Source organism: Paenibacillus sp. WC2504, assembly GCF_052682475.1.
The window spans coordinates 6722403-6746376 of sequence record NZ_JBQZFH010000001.1 but is presented as its reverse complement, the minus strand read 5'-3'; the positions used below and the strand labels follow the sequence as shown (position 1 = coordinate 6746376).

Annotated in this window: 22 protein-coding genes and 2 pseudogenes; 15 read left to right on the top strand and 9 right to left on the bottom strand. The window is 43.2% G+C overall.

The features are described 5' to 3' along the window. Positions 1 to 69 precede the first annotated feature (69 nt). Genes ACUN27_RS30505 through ACUN27_RS30495 form a run of 3 tightly spaced genes read right to left on the bottom strand, consistent with a single transcriptional unit; the run spans position 70 to position 3747 of the window. Complete coding sequence (locus ACUN27_RS30505) at positions 70 to 1134, bottom strand: Ger(x)C family spore germination protein (protein WP_445560133.1); 1065 nt, start codon at positions 1132 to 1134, stop codon at positions 70 to 72. A 23-nt stretch (positions 1135 to 1157) separates the two neighbouring features. Then, entirely contained in the window at positions 1158 to 2267 is a 1110-nt protein-coding gene (locus ACUN27_RS30500; RefSeq protein ID WP_315956282.1) for a GerAB/ArcD/ProY family transporter, read from the bottom strand. Between the two features lies 1 nt (position 2268). Beyond that, a complete protein-coding gene (locus ACUN27_RS30495) occupies positions 2269 to 3747 on the bottom strand; it encodes a spore germination protein (RefSeq protein WP_315956281.1) in 1479 nt (492 codons plus the stop codon). Positions 3748 to 4592: 845 nt separating this feature from the next. On the opposite strand from ACUN27_RS30495, the gene ACUN27_RS30490 reads away from it, so the two are divergent. The 3 genes from ACUN27_RS30490 (at position 4593) to ACUN27_RS30480 (ending at position 7382) form a co-directional block, all read left to right on the top strand. Beyond that, a complete protein-coding gene (locus ACUN27_RS30490) occupies positions 4593 to 5033 on the top strand; it encodes a hypothetical protein (RefSeq protein WP_445560132.1) in 441 nt (146 codons plus the stop codon). A gap of 1116 nt (positions 5034 to 6149) precedes the next feature. Next, positions 6150 to 6716 carry an RNA polymerase sigma factor gene (locus ACUN27_RS30485; RefSeq protein ID WP_315956279.1) on the top strand — a complete coding sequence of 189 codons (567 nt, stop codon included), beginning with the start codon at positions 6150 to 6152 and terminating at the stop codon, positions 6714 to 6716. Positions 6717 to 6911: 195 nt separating this feature from the next. Continuing rightward, positions 6912 to 7382, top strand: a complete 471-nt coding sequence (locus ACUN27_RS30480; protein ID WP_445560131.1) for a DinB family protein — start codon at positions 6912 to 6914, stop codon at positions 7380 to 7382. Positions 7383 to 7650: 268 nt separating this feature from the next. Here ACUN27_RS30480 and ACUN27_RS30475 read toward each other — a convergent pair whose 3' ends face one another. After that, positions 7651 to 8205 carry a DUF3231 family protein gene (locus ACUN27_RS30475; RefSeq protein ID WP_445560130.1) on the bottom strand — a complete coding sequence of 185 codons (555 nt, stop codon included), beginning with the start codon at positions 8203 to 8205 and terminating at the stop codon, positions 7651 to 7653. A 256-nt stretch (positions 8206 to 8461) separates the two neighbouring features. Between ACUN27_RS30475 and ACUN27_RS30470 the strand changes: the two genes are divergently transcribed. The 3 genes from ACUN27_RS30470 (at position 8462) to ACUN27_RS30460 (ending at position 10985) form a co-directional block, all read left to right on the top strand. Then, positions 8462 to 8836, top strand: coding sequence for a VOC family protein (locus ACUN27_RS30470; protein WP_445560129.1), 375 nt, complete (start codon positions 8462 to 8464; stop codon positions 8834 to 8836). 251 nt (positions 8837 to 9087) lie between these two features. Then, positions 9088 to 9603: a hypothetical protein gene (locus ACUN27_RS30465; protein WP_445560128.1), complete on the top strand. Its 516-nt coding sequence runs from the start codon at positions 9088 to 9090 to the stop codon at positions 9601 to 9603. Between the two features lie 95 nt (positions 9604 to 9698). Then, on the top strand, positions 9699 to 10985 hold the full coding sequence (locus ACUN27_RS30460) for an IS110 family transposase (protein ID WP_445560127.1): 1287 nt from the start codon (positions 9699 to 9701) through the stop codon (positions 10983 to 10985). A 654-nt stretch (positions 10986 to 11639) separates the two neighbouring features. Here the strand turns inward: ACUN27_RS30460 and ACUN27_RS30455 are convergent. After that, positions 11640 to 12149 carry a DUF2306 domain-containing protein gene (locus ACUN27_RS30455; protein ID WP_445560126.1) on the bottom strand — a complete coding sequence of 170 codons (510 nt, stop codon included), beginning with the start codon at positions 12147 to 12149 and terminating at the stop codon, positions 11640 to 11642. A gap of 21 nt (positions 12150 to 12170) precedes the next feature. On the opposite strand from ACUN27_RS30455, the gene ACUN27_RS30450 reads away from it, so the two are divergent. After that, entirely contained in the window at positions 12171 to 12359 is a 189-nt protein-coding gene (locus tag ACUN27_RS30450; RefSeq protein ID WP_445560125.1) for a hypothetical protein, read from the top strand. 155 nt (positions 12360 to 12514) lie between these two features. On the opposite strand, the gene ACUN27_RS30445 is transcribed toward ACUN27_RS30450, so the two are convergent. Beyond that, complete coding sequence (locus ACUN27_RS30445; protein WP_445560124.1) at positions 12515 to 12700, bottom strand: hypothetical protein; 186 nt, start codon at positions 12698 to 12700, stop codon at positions 12515 to 12517. Beyond that, a complete protein-coding gene (locus ACUN27_RS30440) occupies positions 12700 to 12876 on the bottom strand; it encodes a hypothetical protein (RefSeq protein ID WP_445560123.1) in 177 nt (58 codons plus the stop codon). The genes ACUN27_RS30445 and ACUN27_RS30440 overlap by 1 nt, the downstream gene beginning before the upstream one ends. Before the next feature lie 305 nt (positions 12877 to 13181). Here ACUN27_RS30440 and ACUN27_RS30435 point away from each other — a divergent pair, with 305 nt between their 5' ends. The 8 genes and pseudogenes from ACUN27_RS30435 (at position 13182) to tnpA (ending at position 21922) form a co-directional block, all read left to right on the top strand. Continuing rightward, the gene (locus tag ACUN27_RS30435; protein WP_445560122.1) at positions 13182 to 13817 is read left to right on the top strand and encodes a TetR/AcrR family transcriptional regulator; all 636 of its coding nucleotides are present in this window, start codon (positions 13182 to 13184) and stop codon (positions 13815 to 13817) included. A 282-nt stretch (positions 13818 to 14099) separates the two neighbouring features. Beyond that, on the top strand, positions 14100 to 15464 hold the full coding sequence (locus ACUN27_RS30430) for a cytochrome ubiquinol oxidase subunit I (RefSeq protein WP_445560121.1): 1365 nt from the start codon (positions 14100 to 14102) through the stop codon (positions 15462 to 15464). After that, positions 15464 to 16477, top strand: coding sequence for a cytochrome d ubiquinol oxidase subunit II (locus ACUN27_RS30425; RefSeq protein ID WP_445560120.1), 1014 nt, complete (start codon positions 15464 to 15466; stop codon positions 16475 to 16477). Before ACUN27_RS30430 ends, ACUN27_RS30425 begins: the two co-directional genes overlap by 1 nt. A 43-nt stretch (positions 16478 to 16520) precedes the next feature. After that, positions 16521 to 18287: a thiol reductant ABC exporter subunit CydD gene (cydD, locus tag ACUN27_RS30420; RefSeq protein ID WP_445560119.1), complete on the top strand. Its 1767-nt coding sequence runs from the start codon at positions 16521 to 16523 to the stop codon at positions 18285 to 18287. Continuing rightward, the gene (cydC, locus tag ACUN27_RS30415; protein ID WP_445560118.1) at positions 18284 to 20011 is read left to right on the top strand and encodes a thiol reductant ABC exporter subunit CydC; all 1728 of its coding nucleotides are present in this window, start codon (positions 18284 to 18286) and stop codon (positions 20009 to 20011) included. Before cydD ends, cydC begins: the two co-directional genes overlap by 4 nt. A 254-nt stretch (positions 20012 to 20265) precedes the next feature. Next, positions 20266 to 20745, top strand: a complete 480-nt coding sequence (locus ACUN27_RS30410; protein ID WP_445560117.1) for a response regulator — start codon at positions 20266 to 20268, stop codon at positions 20743 to 20745. A 390-nt stretch (positions 20746 to 21135) separates the two neighbouring features. Beyond that, positions 21136 to 21330, top strand: a pseudogene (locus ACUN27_RS30405) (DUF420 domain-containing protein); the annotation flags it as partial. A gap of 139 nt (positions 21331 to 21469) precedes the next feature. Further along, a pseudogene (gene tnpA, locus ACUN27_RS30400) lies at positions 21470 to 21922 on the top strand (IS200/IS605 family transposase). 391 nt (positions 21923 to 22313) lie between these two features. Here the strand turns inward: tnpA and ACUN27_RS30395 are convergent. Together ACUN27_RS30395 and ACUN27_RS30390 are read right to left on the bottom strand one after the other, a co-directional pair. Further along, the gene (locus ACUN27_RS30395; RefSeq protein WP_445560116.1) at positions 22314 to 23294 is read right to left on the bottom strand and encodes an NAD-dependent epimerase/dehydratase family protein; all 981 of its coding nucleotides are present in this window, start codon (positions 23292 to 23294) and stop codon (positions 22314 to 22316) included. Positions 23295 to 23557: 263 nt separating this feature from the next. After that, positions 23558 to 23950, bottom strand: coding sequence for a hypothetical protein (locus tag ACUN27_RS30390; RefSeq protein ID WP_445560115.1), 393 nt, complete (start codon positions 23948 to 23950; stop codon positions 23558 to 23560). Positions 23951 to 23974 lie beyond the last annotated feature (24 nt).

Genomic DNA, 23974 nt, shown 5'->3' with positions numbered 1-23974 from the left:
CCTGCATTGGAAAATATCACAGAACGAGAACCGTTAAGAAGATGGTTCTCGTTCTGTGTTTGTGCAAGCTTATTTTCGTACATTCGTCAAAGGTTGAATATGAAGCTCATATGTAACGTTAAATTTCACGTTCGCCCAGAGAGTAGACCATTCATCCTCGCTCATGGGCTTCGAAAAAGGACCTAGTGTAAGAGTACCTATTTCCAGAGGGTCCACTTCCGACTTTTGCATTTTCTTTAGCAACTCTGTTGTTTGTTTTTCGAAAAGCGATTTTATCTGTTGATGAATAACCGCTAATTGATCAAGGTTGTCTATATCTTCCTTTCCACGGTACTCTTCAATTCGACCTTTGAGCTCGACGTTGAGAGATAATGTTGAGTTGTCGAGATTTAATTTCATCTTTGTCTTGGAAGTGACATTCCCCATCGTTATTGATAACTCTGGGATGGTAAGGACCTTAAGGTGATGATTATTATCAATCAGTTGGAATATTTGTTCATTTCTCTTATTGATGTTCGTTTGCAGTTTATCGTTTTTGAAGAAGGCAGTTCCTTCGTAGATAAAAAGTTCTTTATCGACCTTGAAAATAGGTGCGACTGGATCGGAGTATGGTGAATAGTACCTTTTCATAAATTGATGTAGATTTACAATAGTCATGTCTCCTTGTTTCTTACTTTCATAGTGTTTAAGCAAACGATAAAGAAAATAGCCGGGAATGTCTTGTGTTTTTATTTGATTTTTAATGTAATCATCAAAGCTTCCATTGACGATGACGATATAAAGGCGTTGAGAAATATCAAGGTCCGTAAATAAAGTGTTCATAAGTGATGTAATGCCTTTTTTCGCCAGTTCTTGTTCAATAAATACCATACGAAGTTGTCCTGATTTTACTTCCCGATAATAGCTTAAATTAAAATCCTTTCCTCCCTCCTTCAATAGATCGACTTCTTGGGTAAGCATTTTTTTTTGTTCAGAATATATGGGTGGTACCAGTGTGCTTATTCTTAGCTTCCCTTTTGCACCCTCAGTAATTGACCACCAAATCACAGGGGAGATTTCTTCGATCTGATTGTTATCTACAAATGGGGAGCATCCAATCATCCATAGCATACTGCTCATTATGACGAGGAACATCGTATGTTTAAACAGCCTCAATGCTAGATAAGCCCCTTTCGTTTGCAAGCAATCAGAAGGAAGGTTGGGATGAACAAGTAGGTAAATGCCCGTAACCAAATCTGTAGGTTTATCAAAGGGTTCTGTTCAGTTTCACCTAACCACTTGTCTAGAATAATCGTACTTATTAAAATCATGATCCAACAGGTTATAAAACCAATTCGATCGCTCTGTTCGTTTAATCTTCCTGAAACTATTCGAATAGCCCCGTAGAACCATAAGAAATAAATGGAAATGGCCCACACATAATAAAACATTTGCAGGCAAATTAAAATGATATCAATTCGCTCAAAAACAGGAGTTTGCAGATAACGAATAAGGTCCGTTACCGGAAATCTGCTTTTGCTCAAGTATTGGGAACTAAAAAATAATAAGGAAACAACAAACATAATCAAATACTCAAAGACAGACGCGGTATTAGCAAATGTCAAATATTTCAACATCTTTTGTTTTTGGTTTAACCACGGCCCAATAAAGACCAAGTACTCCGGTCCCGAGAAGGCTTGCCAAATGAATAAAAGATTCTTCCAGGAGACTGTCGACCAGTCTGTGGGGATCAAGGGATATAAATCGTGAAGTGACGCCATCGATGGGAAGAAGAAAGGAATAAAACATAAAATCATCCAAGCGGAACCAAAAAAGGCAATAACGACAAAGCGTATCGTATTCGTCATTCCTCGAGAGGCCGCGTACAAACAAATCCCAAAGAGAAATAAAATCAACCACAAAGGATTCATGGAAGGGAAGATGACACTATTAATCACTTCCACAGTCCCCAGTGTACTTACATATATTTTAGCAAAAATGAAAAACAGACCAACGAAGGCCAAAACACGAACCGTCCGCTTTCCAAATAGTTGAACGAATCCTTGATATCCTTTGGTGGAAATGTCTGATGAAAACCATTTTGCAATCAAGATCATATTCAATTGTGATAAAATCCCCACGGCAATTAATGCCCAAAGCATATAGGGATAAACCAATTTGGAAGGAGTGACTAAGACGAAATATAGCATTTGACTTCGGTTGGCCATGAAAAAGACATAGATCCCGCCAAACGTGGCCGTTCTCTCATATAAGGAAGATGCCTTCACATTATTTTCTCCTTTGACTGGTTCGCCATTTCTGTAGGGTATGTAAATATTCAGGACGTTCCTTCATCCAATGGAAAGGACCCCGAATGAAAAGATCTAACCAATCCCTCCAGTAAAGAGGAGCTAAGGGGGCAAAATATGGTTGTTTCAAAGATGTGAGGCTATTCAAATGGACAAGAATAACAATTATCCCGAATACTATTCCTAACATTCCGATATAGTTGGCAAGGAAAAGGAAAGCGAATTGAAGCAGTGTGTTTGATTTTGTCACGAGATAATTAGGGACTAGAAACGAAGCGATAGCCGTAACACCTACTAAAACAATTAATATTTTGCTTGCAAAACCGGCTTCAACGGAAGCTTGTCCTACGACAATGCCACCGATTACGCCTAGTACTTGACCCGACTTTGTGGGCATCCTAAGACTTGCTTCTTTGATGATCTCCAGGGTAAGCAGCATTAAAAATGCTTCCCAAAATGGCGTAAACGGCAATTTGGTTCTAGATTCTAATAATACAAAAAGAACTTGCATCGGGAGCATCTGATAATGATGCGTGGCTAACGCAACATAGATCGGGACTAATATTAACGAAAGTACATAGCTTACATATCGCAGCAGCCGCAAAAAACTGGCAACCAGCCAGCGATTAATGTAATCCTCTGGAGATTGAAATAGATGAAAAAATGTGATAGGAGCCATTAACGCAAATGGTGTATTGGCTACTAAAAAAGTAATTTTTCCCATCGATAAAGTGAAAGCGCATAGATCCGGGCGGTCGCTTTGTTGAAATTGCGGGAATATACTATGATAATGATCTTCCATGAATGCCGCAACATGGGACGAATCCATAAAAACATCAAAATCAATGGTAGATAGTCTACTTCTTGCAATGGAAATAAATTCGGGATTGGTCACCCCTTCCATATACATCATGACAACCTCTGTTTTACTTACAGAACCGACAGAAAACCTTTCTGATTTTAAAGATGTCGATGGAAGCCGTCTGCGAATCATTGTCACATTTTGATCGATTTGCTCACTGAAGCTGTCCTTGGGTCCAAACATAATGGTTTCGGTTTCCGATGTTTCGATGGCGCGAGTCAATGGATTTGGAAGAAGTGCTGCCCACCACTGATTCTTCATAGGTTCATAGAGAAGGATGGATCCCGTTAATAGTTTCTGCTGACCTTCCTCCATCGTGACAATTCTGGATACCTTAGCTGTGGCTATACATTCATTTATTTCTTCAAGATCACAGTGGAGCAGCGGTTCGATAACGGATTCATTTAAGCGTTCTTGGTCAATTAATGTTCTTATGTAGAGAAACATCACCATTTGATCATTATTGGTCCTGCGTTCGATGATTTCTGCATCGTCCATGTTGGCCAAAATTTGTCTAAATGAATCTATCGTTAGGACGGTATTCTGAGGTTCAGGTTTCTCAAAATGGTGTCCAATCTTAAGCTTCTTCCAAAACATAAACACCATCCTTACAAAGTGGGTAGTAAAAATTGAAAATATTGGTTATGTCTTTATAATTTATCCATGACTGTATCATTTATACCCTTAGGGTTCGTATATATGAGAACTGTTTCATGAAGTGCATGCGGATACATCAGTATTAAGGGTTAAACAAGTCATAGGATAAACTTTCTAAAAATATACACGAAAAAGCAGAGCTGCTTGTAGGGATATAGGGCAACCAGAGGTAATAGAAGTGTTGGGATACAAAGACCAGAAACGTGAGTGGGGATGTTTTTTACATGGAATGGATATGTGGGGAGAAGACGTAACCCAACAGTTTAGTTTAAATAGAAGTGTGATACAATTGGAGTAAAAGTCCGTCTTATTTTAGGGGGAAATCATTGAGAATGTGTGTACCAACTCCGCAATTAATTGTTCTTATAAGGTACTAAGTAACGAAGCATATTGGAAAATTGACATATGGTTTGTGACTAGATGTAGTTTAAATATAGATGTGGTTGATAAGGAACAAGCAGAAAGATTTTTAATACATATCTCAGATAAGTGGCAATGGATAACAGAGAAAGAACTTTAGATTAATTAAGAGCTGTCGTTTACAATCTAATGTCTCATTCAAATTGAGCATCTATCTTCTTCACATGGGAAATGTATTGGACCGGATTTTTTAATTGATACCATTACTTACCGTATTTATGTGCCATTGTATTGAGATAATGAGGAGCTATAGTTCAACAGAGTTCTGCATCAGTAACTTGCCTGAATGTGTTGTTTTATATGTAGTGATAATTTACTATTGGAAATCCAAGGTCAAAACCAACAGAGGTAATAAATTTATGGACATGGACTATTTCATGCTAATATTCGGTTGTATATTCGCAGCTTTTGCTACGGTTGGTCTCGGATTCTTAATATTCATTATACGTCGAGAGAGTAAAGCTGATAAACATAGTGATGGCGTTGATAAAGATTTGAAGACAGTAGGAACAGCGAAGTTATTTTTTCTGACAAAGGAAGAAGGCGGGCAAAGTATTATTCCAGTAAGAACCTTCTCATCACATATTATCTTTGAAGAAGATAGGGAGCTAATTCATGGCTTATGGAGTGCAGTAATTGAATTTCACAAATCACCAAATACTCAAAGAGAAACAACTGCAGACTTGTATTTACTTTTCCACGATAAAGAAGAGGCACCGAATCATTTAATCAAACCTGGAATGAAATTTGAGTTAACTACAAATAAAGTAATAGCTAAAGGCATAATTGAAAACTTGAAAAGTTAAGTAACCTGAAAAACCGGTGTTTAACTAAAAAGGTACTTTGATGCAAATACAGGAGCAGATCATCACTGGGCAAACAGAATGGGTTGCATTCGTAAGTAGCATTTCGAATGTTCACGAAGGAAGTAAAGAAAATCGTAATTGATGAGTGGCTTACTTCACTGCAAGCATCCGATGTTCCCTGCCACCACATGATCAATAACGTGAAAAATATTGTCGAGTGACAAGAGTATAGTCCGATTAATATCCGCCAAAATGGCGGCTTTTTTATTGTATCGGAACACATTCTTGTCATTTTTCAATGTCTAGAATATCGTCCAGTTGCCGACAATTAGGTGCTCACGTAAGAACAATCACATGAACAAAAAAAGATATAAATGTCAGCACAAAACTATTTCTTAAATCTTGTACGATGGCAGAGGAGACAGGAGTTTATACTTTGTTAATAAACGATTTAGAGGGATTCAATAAGCTTGGTTTAGAATAAGTAGTAAGGAAACGTTTCTCCCAAATTGTTGCTTAATAAGTCGTTATTCGAAAGTCGAATATTCTCGCTTTCCGATTTTGGCGGGACATCGTCACTTGCGGCGATAACGTTTGGCTTCCTTACCCGATCAGGTAAATCGGAACGCCATCAAGTTCAATATCCATTTCGTTGTATATAAATTTGGTAGCTTTCCTTTCAGAAACCAGTGAAGAAATTCCTGAAACCCAAAAACTCAAGAAACCAAGAAATCGCGTCGTGTTGGCTCGCTTTGAACAATCGAGGGTACATCGGCAGATTATAATAACTTTCTGCTGCCGTAAGCATGTATAAATGCAGGCCATAAAAGTATCGTTCCCGATAACTATCCCAGTCCGAGATGGCATCGAGATCAGAGAATTCACGTTTACATACAATCCCAAATGCCCTTCTTCTGGCAGTCACACCGACTAAAGAAATAAGCAGTAAAAAATGCCTTCTCTGCGATTGTTTAGGGTAATATTAAAATCTCAATAAAAAAATATGTTCTCTCTATGTTTTGGTGGGTGAAATACAGTAAGCCCCTAACCTGAGAACTAGAGTCTACAATGGAATGTAAATTCCGAATGGCTTATCTGATTCAGAGAGGTGAGAGTATGGAGACGACCAGTGTCCATGTGTTTAAATATTTGGAGTATGTGTCTGAAACAACCGATCATAAGGCGATCCTTCGCAATTTAATGGATGCCTACGGAAATGATGTTTGGAATTATGCATTTAGTATTTGCCGTAATATGGATTTGTCCGATGACATTACACAAGATTCCTTCCTAAAGGTATATCGCAATTTGACGACATTCCGCGGCGAAGCTTCAGTGAAGACTTGGCTGCTCACCATAACGCACAATACCGCTTATGATTATTTACGCAAAGCATTCTGGCGTAAAGTCACCCTCGTCGGCTTTATTCAGTCTACCGCAACCTCACAATCCGCTGAGAACGAAGCTATGGAGAAACTTTATGCCAACGATTTATGGAAAAAAGTAATTTCATTGCCTCCCAAGTATCGAGAAATTCTGATTTTGCATGCTCATTATCAACTCTCTGCGAAGGAAATGGCGGCCGTTCTTAACATTTCAGAGGGCACTGTGAAATCCAGACTCCATCGTGCCAGATTGAAGATGATCAGGCTGAAGGATCGTGAATCGAGTGAACTCTCCTGATCCGGATGATGCAATATAGAATTAAGAAGTAGGATGCAATTTATATGGCGATGGATCTGATCCATCGTCTATTTTCGTTTCTGTGGGATCCGTTCAACTAACGGGCAGAATACTTTAAATATCTTTTAGATGCATTGCGAACGTAAGTTCTGATATAATGTAACCATAATAAATTGAAAACGAAAGGAATCAGCTATGAATGCAATAGAAGTTATAGTCCAGAATTTGAGCGAGGTTCGGCGCAGAAGCATGATTATTTGGGGAAGTATTCCGGATGATTTTTTGGACTGGAGACCAGATTTAGAAGCTATGAGCATAAAAGAGATGATCCGCCATGTCCTGGATAGTGAACACTATTACCACCTTGCCTTGTTGAATAGAGGAAGTCTAACCGCCTATGAATCCCCTTATGAGACGCGTCCTTTTGTAACGCTCCAAGAAGAGCTCGACTTTTCAGAAACTTATCGAAACGCATTTATGAATACAGTAAAGTCCTATACACAAGAGGATTTAACAAGAATCCAGATTGATAGAAAAGACGTAGGTTATATTCGATCATTAAGTGATATGCTTATGAGGATTGCATACCATGAAGCAGTACATTCAGGTCAACTGTTGGATTATTTACGGTCAGCCGGTTTAAAGAGGCCAAAGGTTTGGGACTGAAGTTAAAGAGAGATTGAACTAACGGAAAAGATAGTTGAAATCAAGGAGTAGTTCGCCGCGCTTGGCAGCTGCTCTTTTTTATCATTAAGCTAATGTGCAGATTAATTGAACCTATCCCTATTTCCGTGGAGGTGCTAAGCCAACTATTACAATGTAGGTATTAATAATTCGCGTAGAATAAGTTCAAAAATACTTTAGTTTATCAAATCGCAAAAAGGGGGCTCCTTTTTCAGACCGTGTCTAAAGAGGAGCCCTATTTAGGTGAATATTAAGTTTGTGAGTGCTCGGTACCGGGTGGAACGAATGGCGGTGGTAATTTAATCCAGCCGCGAGTTAGCATTAATTGTTTTAATTTAGCTCCCAGCATGACTTTTTCAGCCTGAAATTGAAGAAACATTATACCGACATCTGTGCGAATGGATTCTGCATTTGTACTAGCTGCACGTATGATCAAACTTGCTATTTTTAAAGATAACTCGTTGGCAAGTACTTCATCCTTCAATTTCACACCAAACGGAATACTGTTAGGATCCGAGTGGGGCATATCTTCATGAGCAGGAGGTAAAGTAATTCCTTCTTTCAGCAAGAATGTATAGAGCCGTTCCCGTTGATTTTTGTTGAGTTCCAGATCTTCTTTAAGCATGTTTTGTAGTTCCGCATCATTTGTGGTATTTATACCAGATTGAACAGTTACTTTGGCTAATTCAAGTCCCGCCAAGTAAAACCAACAGGCCATAACCTCCCCCACATGAAGGGGTTGAGGTTTTTTTTCATTCGTTAGTGATTTAATCGTATCGATTGCTGCTTCCAATACATTAGTCATTTATTCAACTCCTGATATGTTAATAATATCCTAAATTATTATTTGCAGTGAAGGATCTTTTATTCAAATGGTGCACATATCATTGCATAACGGGATACTTTAGTTGAATAAACACCTAGGACGAGGCTGCCGGCATGAAGGGCAGCCTTTGCTCACCTAAACGGGCAGTTTACTTCCACACATAAAAGGATATTTGGTTTGTGTTGTTGAAACATTTAGGTTTGTGTAAAAATATGGATTATAGGAGCGAGAAAAGATGACACATTTGATTAGTCATGTGCAGATTCCAGTAAAGAACCTGGAAGAAACTGTTGAGTGGTATATTACATTTCTTGATTGTGAGTTTCTCGCCAACTTTGGAGATTTTGCATTAATTAGGTTTAGAGAAGATCGAACCAATATCTTTTTATGGCAAACTGCGGATGAAACGACAGCGTCATTCACTGTAAACGGAGAGTTATTTCCCACAATTGGTTTTCAAGTAAACGATATGGATGCACTTTGCAAGAAGATTGTAGATTCTGGAACACGGGTATACGGTGATCCTCTTGCACCGCCTATCGAAGAAGGAAGACGATTTTTGAAATTCTTTGATTTGAATGGAAATATGCTTGTAGCACACACCGAATAATCCCTTATTTGCTTGAATTTGAGGGTGTCTCGTTATGAAGATTCTGATGTGGGTCGCTCAACTAACGGCGAACTATAACTTAATAAAACACCGCGGCAGCCGGCCATGACGATCGGCTGCCCTTTCCACGCTAACGGGCAGCATACCTAAGAATCGATCATAAATAAAGCTAAGGGATATTTGTTTGTCAATTGGGAATTATTTGAAACAAAATTCCAGATTTTTACGTTTGTTTCTTAGGAGGTGCTTAAATGAAGAAATTAATTATTGTAATTCTCGCCTTACTTGGCTTAGTTGCATGCGGTCAGCCTTCGCCATTTGAAGAACAAACAGCAAATCTCTCTCTTCCCAAGGATGATCCAGCAGTGGATACAACAACCGTTCCTACTTCTGAAAAAGAACCTTTTACAGCAAGTATATCTGTCCCTAATCAATTAAAATCCAATGAAGAGTTCGTTGTTGAGGCTGCTCTAAAGAACTTATCTGATAATAATTTTAAGATTTTACATGCATCAGGTCTTTTTTATTTTTCTATTAAAGACAGTAATGGTAAGGGGGTTAATACATTTGGTATGCATGATGTAGGAACATATCGTACTTTTAAAGGAAATGGGACGATTACTGAGCATTATACATACAAACTTGAAAAGCCAGGTTTTTATGAAGTTTCGGCAATTGCAAAATTTACAATTCGTGAAGTGGACAATGAAAAACACTTAGAACTTGAAACAAACAAGGCAAGTTTTGAGGTTATACCGTTGAACTAAACAATCCTGTAGAGCTTAAGAAATGAGCTTTGTAAAAAAGGGAGCGCCTCGGTATGATGGGTTTGTCGACAACACATCAGGGAGGCGCTCTTACTATGAAGTTTAAGGAAACAGACGCACAAAATCAACGGATTGAACAAATTACCACCTCGCATCTCATCGTAGGGATCGACATGGCGAAAGAAACGCACGTCGCACAGGCTACGAATTTCCGCGGAATTGTGGTTTCGAGACGTCATCTCTCATTTTCCAATAGTATTGAAGGATTTGAAAAACTGAGCCGCTGGATGAGTGAATTACAGCAGAAACATCGATTGAAAAGGCTCATTATCGGCATGGAACCAACCGGGCATTACTGGTTTAACCTGGCCAACTGGTTATCAAATAAAGGCGTACACGTGGTTATGGTTAATCCAGCCACTACGAAAAGGAATAAAGAAAATCGAGATAATAGCCCGTCAAAGAACGACCCAAAAGATGCACTTACCATCGCAGATTCCGTTAGCAGAGGCTTCTACTACGAGTACACACGTCAGTCACTTATGTTCCAGCGTTTGCGGACCATGATGAGTGACCGAGAATTCTGGGTGGCGAATAGTGTACGGCTCCAAAATCGAATTGTACGCTGGCTGGACATCCGTTTCCCTGAGTATCCATCTGTATTCAAAGACTGGACCTGTAAGCGTTCATTGGCGACGCTCAAGACCTTCCCATGCCCACAGGATCTTGAAGAATATAAAGTGTCGGATGTCATTAGTGCTTGGCGAGTTCATATGCAGCGTGCCGGAGGCACTACGGGGATCGAGAAGGCCGCGCAGCTGATCGCACAAGCTAAACGAAGCGTTGGAGAACAAGCTGCTGTAAAAGAAGCGAAAGCAGACTTAAAACGGCTCATTGAAGAGTTTGAGCGCGTAACCACGATGCTTGAACAGATCGAAAAAGACATCGAAGCACTGCTTTCAGAGATTCCGACGGCACAGCAACTACGCACCATAAAAGGACTCGGGAAGATTTTCACCGCAGCCATATTAGCGGGAACAGGGGATTTAAGGCAGTATGCACACGGACGTCAGGTATTACGAAAGGCCGGCCTCAACTTAGCTCAAAGTACGTCCGGAAAGCGAAAGGGTCAAATCGTTCTTTCGAAACGAGGAGATTCCGCTTTACGAAAGTATCTCTATCTCGCAACGGTTCAACTCGTGTGGAATAATCCCGTTTTCCGCCATCTGCATGAACATAATGTGCAGGAAAAGAAGATGAAAAAGCAGCAGTCTATCTTTAAGTTAATTGGGAAACTAGCACGGATCCTAGTTGGTATTGTTCAGCGAGGAGAAAAGTTTACGCCAGAGAAAACCGTTTTTAACTGGGCCGAAGCAGCTTAAGATTATGAAGATACATCACGTATATTGACTCGTTCGCGGGATTTCACAAAGAAAGCACGGAGGACCGAATTCGTTCCCCTTAAGGGCTAAGACCCATCCGCTAAACGCGATCGGTCTCCACACCTTGGACAAGTATAACGAAGGATTGTAAGGGCAGTGACCCGTAGAGTCATGGGAGGGTGAACGCCAAGGGATTAGTGGAGTATGCGTGCAGTAGAAGATAATTGGGGAATATTTCCTGATAGTCCTCTATTTCCGCATGCCCAGCCCACCACCTCAACCGGGTTCAACTGTTCTTTATCCTAAGTTTGATCAGATCAAAGGTGATGAAATCCTGCGAATGAGTGAGTATATGTGAGATAAACCCTTAAAACCGAGGGACGGTGAACGTTTGTTCAAAACACAGCAAAGGGAGGCTGCCGGCACGATCGGCAGCCTTTCGCTCACCTAACGGGCAGAAGAATCTAATACCAAAAGCAGGATAGATTATTTAATAATAGAACTATTTAACTCATAACAGCACCCATACAAAAAGGAGTTTCTCAGGAGTGAAATATAATTCTCCGTTTCATAAAGAACGAGTACCTCTAGACAGTTGCGGTTTAATCGTCGGTTTGTGAGTCCGTCCACAAAAGAAGCAGTGGATGTTTATTATCACCGAAACGACACCGTACTCCCGCCAGCCTTTCGTCTCCGAATGATCCATTCCGCCGCCAAGAAAAGAAGGACGATCGTTCCTATAACACTCGCAGTATATCCGACCTCATAGCTCATTCCCAGCGCGTTGATGAAGAGAGGCATAAGCGTATGAATCATCTGATTTGTAAAGCAGAACGCGTAACTGCGGATCATCCAGCGGCGGTGGTCTTCAACCCGTCCTTGTCGAATATGAAAGTATGCGTTCACTGTTATAAATATCCAAATGATATTAAGCAAATTGAAGGCTACACTCACGACCTTGCCTCCGGTCGCAAAAGGAGCCATATAGCCTGATGTGATGCATACGGCCAGTACGGCGACGACATAGACGTAGCCGAGAATACGATGCGTCTTCCGGTACTTACGGAACTTGGCACTAGTAAAGTTTATTGCGCCCGCAGCGATTGCGATGCAGGCGAAGATGACGTGAACGTTCAGCATAGTTAGCCAGACAGGTAAATTCATCGGACGGGTGAGCTTGGTCTTGTGGCTCAAAAAAACCGACGCATCAGGATCCATGGCGAAACGATTCAAGAGCGTCCAGAAGACGAAGGCTGCAGCAACGGTAATCAGGAGGCGGAAAGCACTTTTAGCGTTCATCAGCCTGAGGCGCGTTACCTATCAATCGGCGAGAATAATGTTCACTGTGCAGCTGGGCAAAACGGAAACCGGTGAATGTGAACAGTGAAACGAAAAACCAGCAATTAAGCGAGAACAAGAGACTGTGACTAATCGTCATGGCGCAACTCCTTTACATGTTGTTTAGAGCGAAAGTTGTTCTTCAAGTGTAACAATACGATATCCGTGTAGAGAAATCGGTGATAGAACTGTCACAAAACCATAACCAAATGATCACGATCCGCGCAGCCTTCTCTGGCCCGCTCAGTATGGCTCGCTGCCGGGGCAAATTCGTATATATTTGGTGTGTGGCCAGCGCCATAGCTTAGTGGCATTACAAGCAATTGTACGCTATCTGCATTCATGGCAGAAATAAGACGCGTCACGGCTGCCTCCATTATTTGAGGCCACCACCTCCTTTTATGAATAATCCGGTTCCCAGTGAAGAGAATACGGAATCATACCCGGCCATGCTCGCCCTTAGATGTTCGTCATCTTCCAAGATGCGACCAATGACAATATTCAGCCGTGGGTGTTGTGCCAAGTCGCTCGGCCTTCGAACAAATGCTGTCATCTGGTGGCCGCGCTCTCAAGTGGCCTGCTGACAATTAGTACCGATCCTCTCCGTTGGCTCCTACTTTAAAGAACGGCATAGCATTCAACCTTCTCTTAAGTTAGAATTAGCATCGAATGATTCGACATTTTTACTGAGCGTAGAAGTTATCTTGCAGGGTAACGCGCTTTAATAGGCACAGGCACTGGTTTAGGACCGGACCGTCCGGTCCGTATAATCCATTATACTTTAGCACCGCTTACTTGCTAATAGACAACTTTGGGAATTTTGTGACAATATTAATAATACAACACTGATGAACTTACATGACGAGGAGGAGAAACATGAATAAGCCAGACGATATACGAGAAAAAATCATAAACGAGGCTATGCTCTTATTTAATACAAGAGGCATTGCACAAACATCAATTCAGGATATAATGCAGGCAACTGCATTACCTAAAGGTGCGATTTATCGACGATTTGAAAACAAAGAAATGATTGTACTTGCTGCTTTTGAGCGGGCAAAAGGGATATTGCTTGAATTTTTTGTTCAGGCGGAACAAGAAGGAACGAATGTGCTTGATAAGCTCATGAAAGTCTCTGCAGTTTATCAGGATGCTGTAAACAACCCTCCGATTCCTGGGGGATGTCCACTTTTGAATACGGCAGTAGAGAGTGATGGTTCGTTCCCTGAACTTCAGCAGAAAGCTCATGAAGCTTATCAAGTTATGGTTCAATTCGTGTGGTCAATCCTAGATCAGGGGATTCGAAATGCGGAGGTTCGTCCGGACACAGATGCTATTGAATTGGCATCATTTCTGACTGACTCGATGGAGGGAGCCATTATGGCAAGCAGATTGACTGGCAGCGCCTACCCCATTCAACGATATATGAAGTACGTGGAGAGGTTGGTCAGAAGTTGCATGATGGATGTTAGAGATACGGGCTTAACAAAGTAATTGGAAATATAGTTGCCCTCACAAGATAGCCCTCTATATTTGCCCTCAAACCTCCTCTAATCCATCCGTCAGCAAACAAAGAAATAGATAAAGTTATCATGATAAGCAAGCTCGATCAATAGCTCGATCGAGCTTTTTTTGCATTTTTCATCAAGTTGTCAGAAAGAATTGTTCCATTCTTGAACGATTAAGGGAGAAGATGTGACCGCGATTGAGCTGAATAAAGGACAGAGATATAATCAGCACTGATTACAAATGTCTTTGGAAGGGAGGCAGTAAGGAATGGGAATTGATACGGTATTATGGAGCAAATTGGTGACAGGGATGACACTAGGGTTCCATATGATATTCGCGACGATTGGTGTCGGTATCCCTCTCATGATCGCGATAGCTGAGCTCATCGGCATCCGCAAGCAAGATTCTCACTACACACTGATGGCTAAGAGGTGGGCGCGGGGGTTTGTTATATCCGTCGCAGTCGGTGTCGTAACAGGCACGGCAATCTCACTGCAACTGGCATTGGTGTGGCCTAATTTTATGAAATTGGCGGGGAACGTTATTGCGCTTCCGTTATTCATGGAGGTGTTTGCATTCTTTTTTGAAGCTATCTTTCTAGGCATTTATCTGTATACGTGGGATCGGTTCAAGAACCCATATATTCATTGGTTGCTCACAATCCCCATTGTCGCAGGGGCAGGCATGTCTGCTGTTTTTATCACGACTGTGAATGGTTTTATGAACCAACCTGGGGGATTTACCATGCAAGGTGGACAATTTACAGCCGTTAACCCGGTGCAAGCGATGCTGAATACGGCGACGTTCTCTAAAGTGTTCCATGTATTAAACTCGGCCTATCTCACAGGAGCAGCTTTGCTAGCAGGAATAGCAGCCTTTACGATGCTTAGAAAGGGAGTTACGGGATATCACAAAAAAGCACTGAAGCTTATGATGACTGTTGTCCTGTTGTTCGGCTCACTAAACACGTTTGCTGGAGATGTGTCCGCCAAATTTTTGGCCAAACACCAACCAGAAAAACTGGCTGCTGGGGAATGGCATTTTGAGACCAAGAGCGGTGCGGATTTGATTTTATTAGGATGGCTTAATGCCGAGCATAAAATTAAAGGCGCACTTCACCTGCCGAAGTTTCTCAGCTTCCTGGCTTTTGGAAACTTCAATGCGAAAGTAACGGGTCTGAATGAATTTCCTCCGGACGAACAACCTCCGCTCCTTGTACATTACTTTTTTGACTTGATGGCTGGCATCGGGTTTGCATTGTTGGGCATATCCGTTCTGTATTTCCTATTTTCATTCTGGAAAAAACGCAATGAGCACAACAAATGGATGCTCCGCATTATTGCTTTAGGTGCGCCACTCGCATTTTTGGGAGTTGAGCTGGGTTGGTTTTACGCTGAGTTGGGGCGGCAGCCGTGGATTTTACGAGGATATATGCGTGTAGAAGAAGCGGCGACGACATCGCCTAGCGTGAGAATTCTTTTTTTCCTCTTCCTTTTTCTTTACATCGTATTGGGCGTGGTTAGTGTTCTTGTTCTTCGGCGCTTATTCAACAAAAATCCGGCAGAAACTGAGATGGAGAAGTGGGCGCAACGTGCGGACGACAAGAGGACAAGGAAGGGAGTACATGCCTGATGAGTTACGATTTAATTGGGATTTCGGTACTTTGGCTGTTTTTGTACGGGTATCTTATTATAGCCTCCATTGACTTTGGAGCCGGTTTCTTTGCCTTTTATGCCCGCCTGACCAAGCAGGACCACCTCATTAATCGTCTGATCTCTCGTTATTTGTCACCTGTATGGGAGATCACAAATGTATTTTTCGTCTTTTTCTATATCGGCATGATCGGGTTTTTTCCGGATACAGCCTATTACTATGGCTCGGCGCTGCTTGTACCGGGGAGTGTTGCGGTCGTGCTGCTTGCTATTCGCGGTTCGTTCTATGCATTTGAAAACTATGGTTCCAAAAAAAATATCGTCTATCAGTTTTTGTACGGCGCATCGGGTTTGCTGATCCCAGCTTCATTGTCCGTGGCGCTGGCCCTGTCTGAAGGCGGCTTTATCTTGAAGCAGGATCAGACGGTTTCTCTGGATTACTGGGCTTTATTGACCAATCCATTGTCATGGAGCATCGTTGGATTGGCTATTGTGTCTGTCTTGTTTATTAGCGCCTGTTTTCTGGCGTTTTACGCTTCACGGGCAGAGGATCACGCTGCGCTAAAGCTTATGCGGATCTATGCGCTTTTCTGGAGCACACCGGCGATTATTATCGCCCTAACGACCTTTATCTATTTGGGGCAACACAATGAGCGACATTATCAAAATATGATGGATTTATGGTGGCTGCTTGCACTTTCTGTTGCCTTTTTCATGATTGCGATGTGGCTGTTATACCGCGGCCGCCGCTATGGGCTAGCATTTGTTTGCATCATGCTGCAATTTTTCTGTGCCTTTTTCGCTTTCGGGATTGGGCAATATCCCTATATTCTTGATCCCTACATTACGATTCAGAGCAGCGTCACCTCATCCTCAATGGGCTTCGCGTTAGTTGTCGTATTTATCGGGGGCATGTGTCTATTGATTCCTTCCCTTATTTTGGTTTTCAAGCTGTTCCTGTTCGATGCAGATTACGTGAAGGGGAAAAAATAGGCCGATTACTCGCAGGCTATTACTATAAAAGGAGTTGAGTTGGGTGAAGGGGAAAAGAAGCTTAATTGCTATACAGATGACTGCCCAACGCAAACGTCTCATTTACCTGGCATTCATCTCGCTCGCACTAGGCGCCGCCATTGTAAGTCAGGCTGCATTGCTGGCTGAAGCCGTCCAGCGGATCTTTGTGGAGAGAGTATCTTTTTCATCGGTTGCCCTACTGCTCGGCATCCTACTGGTCGTAATGGCGATACGTACACTGTTGTCATATGGGAACGGGACAGTTGGTTTGCAAATGGCAGCAACAGCCAAAGAAAATATGCGAGCAGCCGTGCTTCAGAATTTTACGCATGCTTCCATGCCTTCCTCTCTTCGAGGGCAAACGGGGGAAAAGGTCAGTTTGGCGCTGGATGCTGTGGATGAGGCGGATAGTTATTTCAGTCAATACATGCCGCGTATGATGGAAACCGTCATTATCCCCATTCTAATTTTAGTCGTTACGTTTACCCAACATGCCAATTCAGGGATTATCATGCTGGCTACGGCTCCGTTTATCCCGATTTTTATGATTTTGGTGGGGTTGAAAACGAAAAATAAATCAGAAGAAAAGTACGCGCAGTTGGCCGAGTTTGCCGGTACATTTCTAGATTCCCTTCAAGGGCTTGTTACATTAAAAATATTCGGACTGGCCCGCCGTCAGCAGCAAGCAATCGAACGCAGTAGCTTAAGATACCGTGATGCCACAATGGATATTTTGAAAATTGCGTTTACAAATACCCTCATGCTGGAATCGATTGTGATGCTGAGCATCGGGATTGTTGCTCTCGAACTGGCCATTCAGCTGCTTGTCTTCAAATCGATGTCGTTTCACTCGGCCTTTTTTGTTTTGTTGCTCGTGCCCGAGTTTTACAGCTTACTAAAGAGTTCGGGCACAGCTTTTCACAATGGACGAACCAGTATGGGGGCGATTAGCAAGGTTGAAACCATGCTCACGGACACGAACGATAGAAACGATTTGAAAGATCAGTCGGTAGGGCTCCTGACATTCCCGCCGAAGCTGTTTCCTATGCCGCCCTCCATTGAACTGGACAATGTCCGGTTTCAGTATGCACCTGACTCATTTGAGCTGAATACAGGTTCTATCACAATTGGACCAGGAGATCATATTGCCCTTGTTGGTCATAGCGGATCCGGCAAAACAACCTTGCTCCATCTTATTGCTGGATTACTAAAACCGGTGTCGGGGACCATTTTAATGAATGGCAACACGCTTACTCAACAGAATGAGACGATATGGTTGGAACATATTAGCTACATTACCCAGCATCCTTACATTTTTGCAGGTACCTTCGCCGATAATATCGCGATCGGTGCCGGGCGGAAGGTCTCCAGGGCTGAAATTGAGGTGGCGGCTGCGGACGCGGGTCTTTTGATGGTTGTATCCCAACTGGAGCAGGGATTTGATACGCCAGTCGGTGAAGGTGGTAGAGGACTTTCCGGTGGGGAAAAGCAACGACTTGCCGTAGCACGGGCTTTTTTGAAGCGACCCTCCATTATTTTGTTCGATGAGCCAACCGTCGGACTCGATCTTCAAACCGAGGACATCCTGCAACGATCGATTGCAACCTTGGCAAAATCGGCGACGATGATTACGGTGGCTCACCGATTGTATACCATTCGACATGCGGACAATATTTTGTTTATGGACCATGGCGTCATAGTGGGCTCGGGACATCACGACGAGCTTATGAAACGCCTGCCTGCGTATGCAGAGATGGTAGATATCCAACGCAAAGGGGTGCCGGGATGAATGAGTTGGCCATTTTGTCTCATGCTATGATTCGGGAGCGCAAGGATATTATTCTTTCAATTTTAGGCGGATTTGTCGCCGGCATCGCTGGTGTGGTCCTCTTTTCTGCGAGCGGATATCTGATTTCGCAAACGGTGTTTGCACCCCCGCTTTATACGCTGATCGTACTTACTTCGTTGGTCAAGCTGCTTGGTTTACTTCGAGCGGTGAGTCGTTATGGCGAGCGCTTATATTCCCACCGAGCGACATTCTCTATGCTTAGCCGTTTGCGATCATCCTTTTTTGCCAAGCTCATTCCTTTAATGCCAGGCATTTTAAATAAAAACCGAAGCGGGGATCTGCTTGCGCGAATCGTTGGGGATGTAGAGAGTTTGCAGTACTACTTTTTACGTGTCGCGTATCCGCCGATCATTGTTGTCATGGTTTTCTTGACGACAATGCTGGCTACTGTCTCCTTTTCTTTCTGGATGTCTTGCTTGATGCTACTCGGTATGCTGGGAACCGTATTGGTCGTGCCGGGAATCGTATTGCTAGGATATCGGCAAATAAATGGTCATGTTCGCAAGCAGCGGTCGCTGTTGTCTACGGAATTAACAGAGGTGTTGTATGGTTTCCGGGATCTTAAAGTTTATGGGCAGCTTGCGCAGCGGGAACAGCAACTTCGCCAAGCTTCTGCTACATTGGCAGCCGAGCAACAGCGAGCGGCCGGACAACTGCTACGTGGACAATCAATGCATGTCTTTGTCACATATCTGATTTCCTGGGGGGTGTTGGCACTTGGAGCTTATCTGATTTCGGATGGAACGCTAGCTGGCGTATATCTGGCTATGCTTATCATGGCCTCATTAACTGTATTTGAAGAAGCAGCGGCTATGGCCACGTTGCCAGCATATAAGCAAGATAGCGAACATGCAGCCAAGCGGCTGACGGAAGCAGTATTAACTCCTACCATGCAGCCGGTGCAGCCAAGTCGCGCTTTGAATACCGAACATGCCGTTTCTATTGAGTTATCCGGCGTTTCCTTTCAATATGAAGGGGAGTGGAGGCCGGCGTTGAAGAACTTTTCGTTGCAAATTCCACCAGGATCCAAAACGGCGATTGTTGGACCTAGCGGTTCAGGAAAGTCCACACTGATTGAGTTGTTGCTCAAGCTGCGTTTGCCGACGGCTGGGGATTTGCGACTGAACGGCATATCGGTACAAGAGCTGGAGGAGTCGAGCATTTGGAAAACGGCTAATGTCGTGCTGCAGCAAAGCCACTTTTTCCGAGGAACGATCCGAGATAACTTGCTCATGGATGCTGAGGACCATTCTGACGGCGACCTGTTGGATATCCTCGCTAAAGTGCTATTGCCGACCACTTCATTAACCGACCCCGTGTACGAAAAAGGAGAAAATTTATCAGATGGCGAAAAGCAGCGATTGGCCTTGGCGCGGGCCATGCTTCGCAATGGAAAGCTATGGCTGCTGGATGAGCCGACCTCTTCGCTGGACTATGTGACAGAGCAACGTGTTTTGGCACACTTATATGAACAGGCTTCCGAAAATACGCTTCTACTGATTTGTCACCGGCTTAACGGTTTGGAAGGAATGGACAGAATCGTCGTTATGGATCAAGGAAGGGTGATCGAAACGGGTTCGTATTCCGAGTTGATGGAGCAAAACGGCTATTTTTATAAGATGAAACAAATTGAGTTAAAATTAATCGGCGAAACGGGGGACTAAGCATTTAATTTCTGATTTATTATTGAATACGGAATACGTAAAAACGCCCGATTCGGTATATTCGCCAATAATGTCAATAATTTATTATGGCGAGCCAATTAAATATGTCTTAAGAAGATCTATAAATTTTCATTGACACTGAATGGTCATATTTTTCGAGGAAAATAACTACTTCGGGCCATTCGACTAAACACATAAAATGCGATAATAGCAACAGGCATAGGTTTTAAGGTTCCATAAAGGGGTGTGGAGCGGTGAGTCATATCAACAGAGTGTTGCTTGTAGAACCATCGAAAGAGCATAGAGAGCGGATCAAGTATCTGCTGGAGCTGGATCCGCTATTTGAGGTCGTAGCGGAAACTGGCTGCGGAAGGGATGCGATATCACTAGCCGGTTCATTAAAGCCGGAGGTTGCGCTTGTTGCGGTTGAATTACACGATATGAAAGGTATAAAGACCATTCAAGAAATGAAAAAGATGAATCCCCAAATGTTAGTCGTATTGCAAGCGGAAAGCGCTGACGTTGGGCATTTTTTTGAAGCTCTGAAAAGAGGTGCACAAGGTTACTTGCTCAAGTCGCTGCATCCAGCTTCCTTTCACGAGTATCTGAGATCGCTCGTGATCGAGGATGTGACTCTGCCGAGAGAGCTCGGATATCAAATTTTAAAGCAATTTGTTACCGAGAATATTCCACATGGCATACGGCCCCTTCTTAGTAGGAAACGGCAGTATTAAGAAATCTGTGTAGAGGATTCAACAATCGAAGAAATCGCCGATCAGTTAGTAATACCGGAAGATACCGTGAAGCTCATACTGATGACATTCTTTTTAAGTTGAAATTAAAGAGTCCTACTGAGCTAGTCACTTATGCGTCTGATAAAGGAACTTTTGTGTCTATGGTAAGCTCGAAAAAAAGAAATTACTTTCGTCCGTATAACTGATCGAAAATACCGTATGGGTTACTGCCTGCAGAAGGGGCGTTTGGATCAAATGAACTCAAATGATCAACCAGCCAATAATAAAAAAGTAACGTCCTTTTGTAAATTTTGTTATACTTCTTTTGTTTTTTTCACCGATAGAATACAAAGGAAGTATCAAATTTGATTTAGTCATCTTCCCGAGAACATTTATTTTTTTATTTTAATTTCGCAGAGCATCCTTCCGCAATAATCGTACCGCTAGCCCTATTCACGCTTGTTTGGGGATGGACGAATCAAATTAAAAAGCATCGGCGCATTGCTCGATTGACAATGACTTATTTGGCTATATGTCAGTTTTACTGGAGTAGCAGTGTTTTTAATGATGGAACCATATTACTAAACAAACTCGCTTATTGAGGGGAATACTATTTTGAATAATTCTGATATAAACCGGCAAAGCCCAAGAGAAATCGTGGGCTTTTTTTTCTTGTAAAAGAAAACCCCTGCCATCCGTTACCAACATTCAGGGAGGACAAGGGATGGACAAAAGCAGTCTAGCATACACGAAATGGAACTGTAAATATCATATCGTCTTTGTCCCAAAGTACCGCAGACAGATCATCTAGGGGAAATTAAAAAGAGAGATAGGAAAGATCATACGGGAGCTTTTTGAACGAAAAAGGGTAGAGATCGTCGAAGCAGAAGCCTGCCCGGTTCAAATTCAAATGTTGGTTAGTATCCCGCACAAGTTGAGTGTATCTGAATTTATGGGTTACTTAGAGAGAAAAAGCTCTTTGATGATTTTCGATAAGTTTGCCAATATGAATGGTAATCGACAATTCTGGTGAAGAGGGTACTTCGTGGAAACGGTCGGGCGATATAAGAAAGTGATTGAAGAATACATCCTTAACCAGTTGGTGGAGGACAAAAATTATGAACAATTCACGATGAAAGAGCTGCTGGACCCGTTTACGGGTGAGTCTGTAAAATAGGGCGGGTAATAATGCCCGGACTCGTGCATGCGCGACTCCTTTTCTGTCATTTATACTATAATTAACAATCGATTAACCATAATTACTCTTGCGCATACGGGCTGTGAAAATTGTGTAAGGAGTATAAATACACCTACATCAAGCCTCATACCGCAGGCCAGTGTCAGACTTAATTCAATCCGTCCCCTTAGTTATACATAGTGATGAGAAAATAATGTTATCGAGGATTGTCTGCCTCTTTACCGGGTACCTGGTAAAGAGGCAGACAATCCTCGATGATGAGTTACAAACTCGGTTTGCCGCCGCGGCTTTGATGCTGTCTGCCACATCGACAAAAAGAGCAAGTCGAGAACGAATAGCCGGCGATTGCCGTCGTTCGCCCTCCAAAGCACTATCGTCGAGCAAATGGGTCCTCATAGCTTTGCAAGCCGGCGTCGCGCAAAGTTCTTCCAACATAGCCCAACTCTCGACGTGCAGCGGTATCGTTGACTGTGAACTCACGCCCGATCATGCGTATCATCGAGCGTGAGATCGGCGGATCGCCGTCTTTCCGCGTCAAGGCCCAGATAGTGTCAAGCAGCCGGCCAATGGCAGAGGCAATCCAGTAGGGCATAGAACGCAGCTTATCGATGGACAGGCCCTGCAAGTTCGCGAGCAAGGAGACGAATTCACGGAAAGTCTGCCCTTCCTGGTCTTTGATGAAGAAGGCATGACCGCCTTCTCCGCGTTCAAGAGTGCATTGTATGGCTTCGACCACATTGTCCACGTGGCAGGTTGCAAAAGCGTAGTCTCCGCGGTCGATGAAGGCGAACTGTCCAGATCTGACTGCTTCGGGAAGCGCTCGACTAAATGGATCACCAGGCCCCCAGATAACAGGTGGGCGGAGCGCGATGGTGCGAAAGCTGGGTTTATTGGCTGCCAGAACAAATTGCTCGGCCCTTGCCTTGCTCGCTAGGTAGGCGGAGAAGTGGTTCGGGAAAGTTGGCGCGCTTTCATTGGCGTCGCGGATGGGCGAACCGCCATTATCCATGAGGATCCCCGCCGCGCTGATGTAGACAAATGTCTTCGCACCGGCGGACTCAGCTGCCTTCAACAAGGCTACGGTACCATCGACGTTGGTACGGAAGAAGGGTTCGCGAGGCCCTGAGAAGCGGAACAGGGCGGCCGCGTGCACAACCGCATCAATCACCGGCAATATGAGTGGCGTGTTGCTTTCGAGATCCGCATCGACTGGTGTCGCACCCATGGACTTGAGTTTGACTTGAGATGATTTGGAGCGTGTGAGAGCGAAAATCTCGTGACCGTCCTCCACGAGCTTCGTGATCAGGCGGCCGCCGAGCAGACCAGTGCCTCCCGTGACGAGAATTTTCATTGTGTTCGTCCTTTCTGTTCGGGATTTAGGATGGACCGTATGGCAACCTATGAATCTACTGTATTTTCTTATAGTGTTACACACCATATATGGACATCCGTTTTGAGAAACGGCATAGTCTATTTTTTTTGTGAATAAATAGGAGGAGAAAATGACTACTTTCTTTCATATTTGCTGTCCAGAGGGAGTTGAGCTGACTGACCAAGAACGTCCTGAATCAACCGAGAATCCTTAGCTAATAACACTCAACCTTACGATACAAATTACTGGGCAGTTGCCAATATCTTCGCAGCATTTTGCCCTAATCGTCTTACGTAAAGAAAACCACACAGATTAGCCAAAACCGCTATCACGGCCAGTCTCCAGAATAGGTTTGCATACACATGACTAGGCGGAAGAGCCCGTTGCCATTCTAGCGTGCTAGACAACACGGCAATGCCGCTGATAAACTTCATCAGTTGAAATAACCCCGTGCCTGAGCCAATTTGGGAGGAGGGCAATATACACGAAATTTCGTTTGAAACGCTACTGCTGATGATAGCAAAGCCTAAGTTCATCAGCACGTATACGAAAACATCCGCTACCCAATATTGAGTCCCCACTCCTGCGAACAATACGGCAGCCAATAGTATGAGTAAAGGAGTCGCGCGTAACATGCTGCGGTTTCCCCTCTTGTCGAT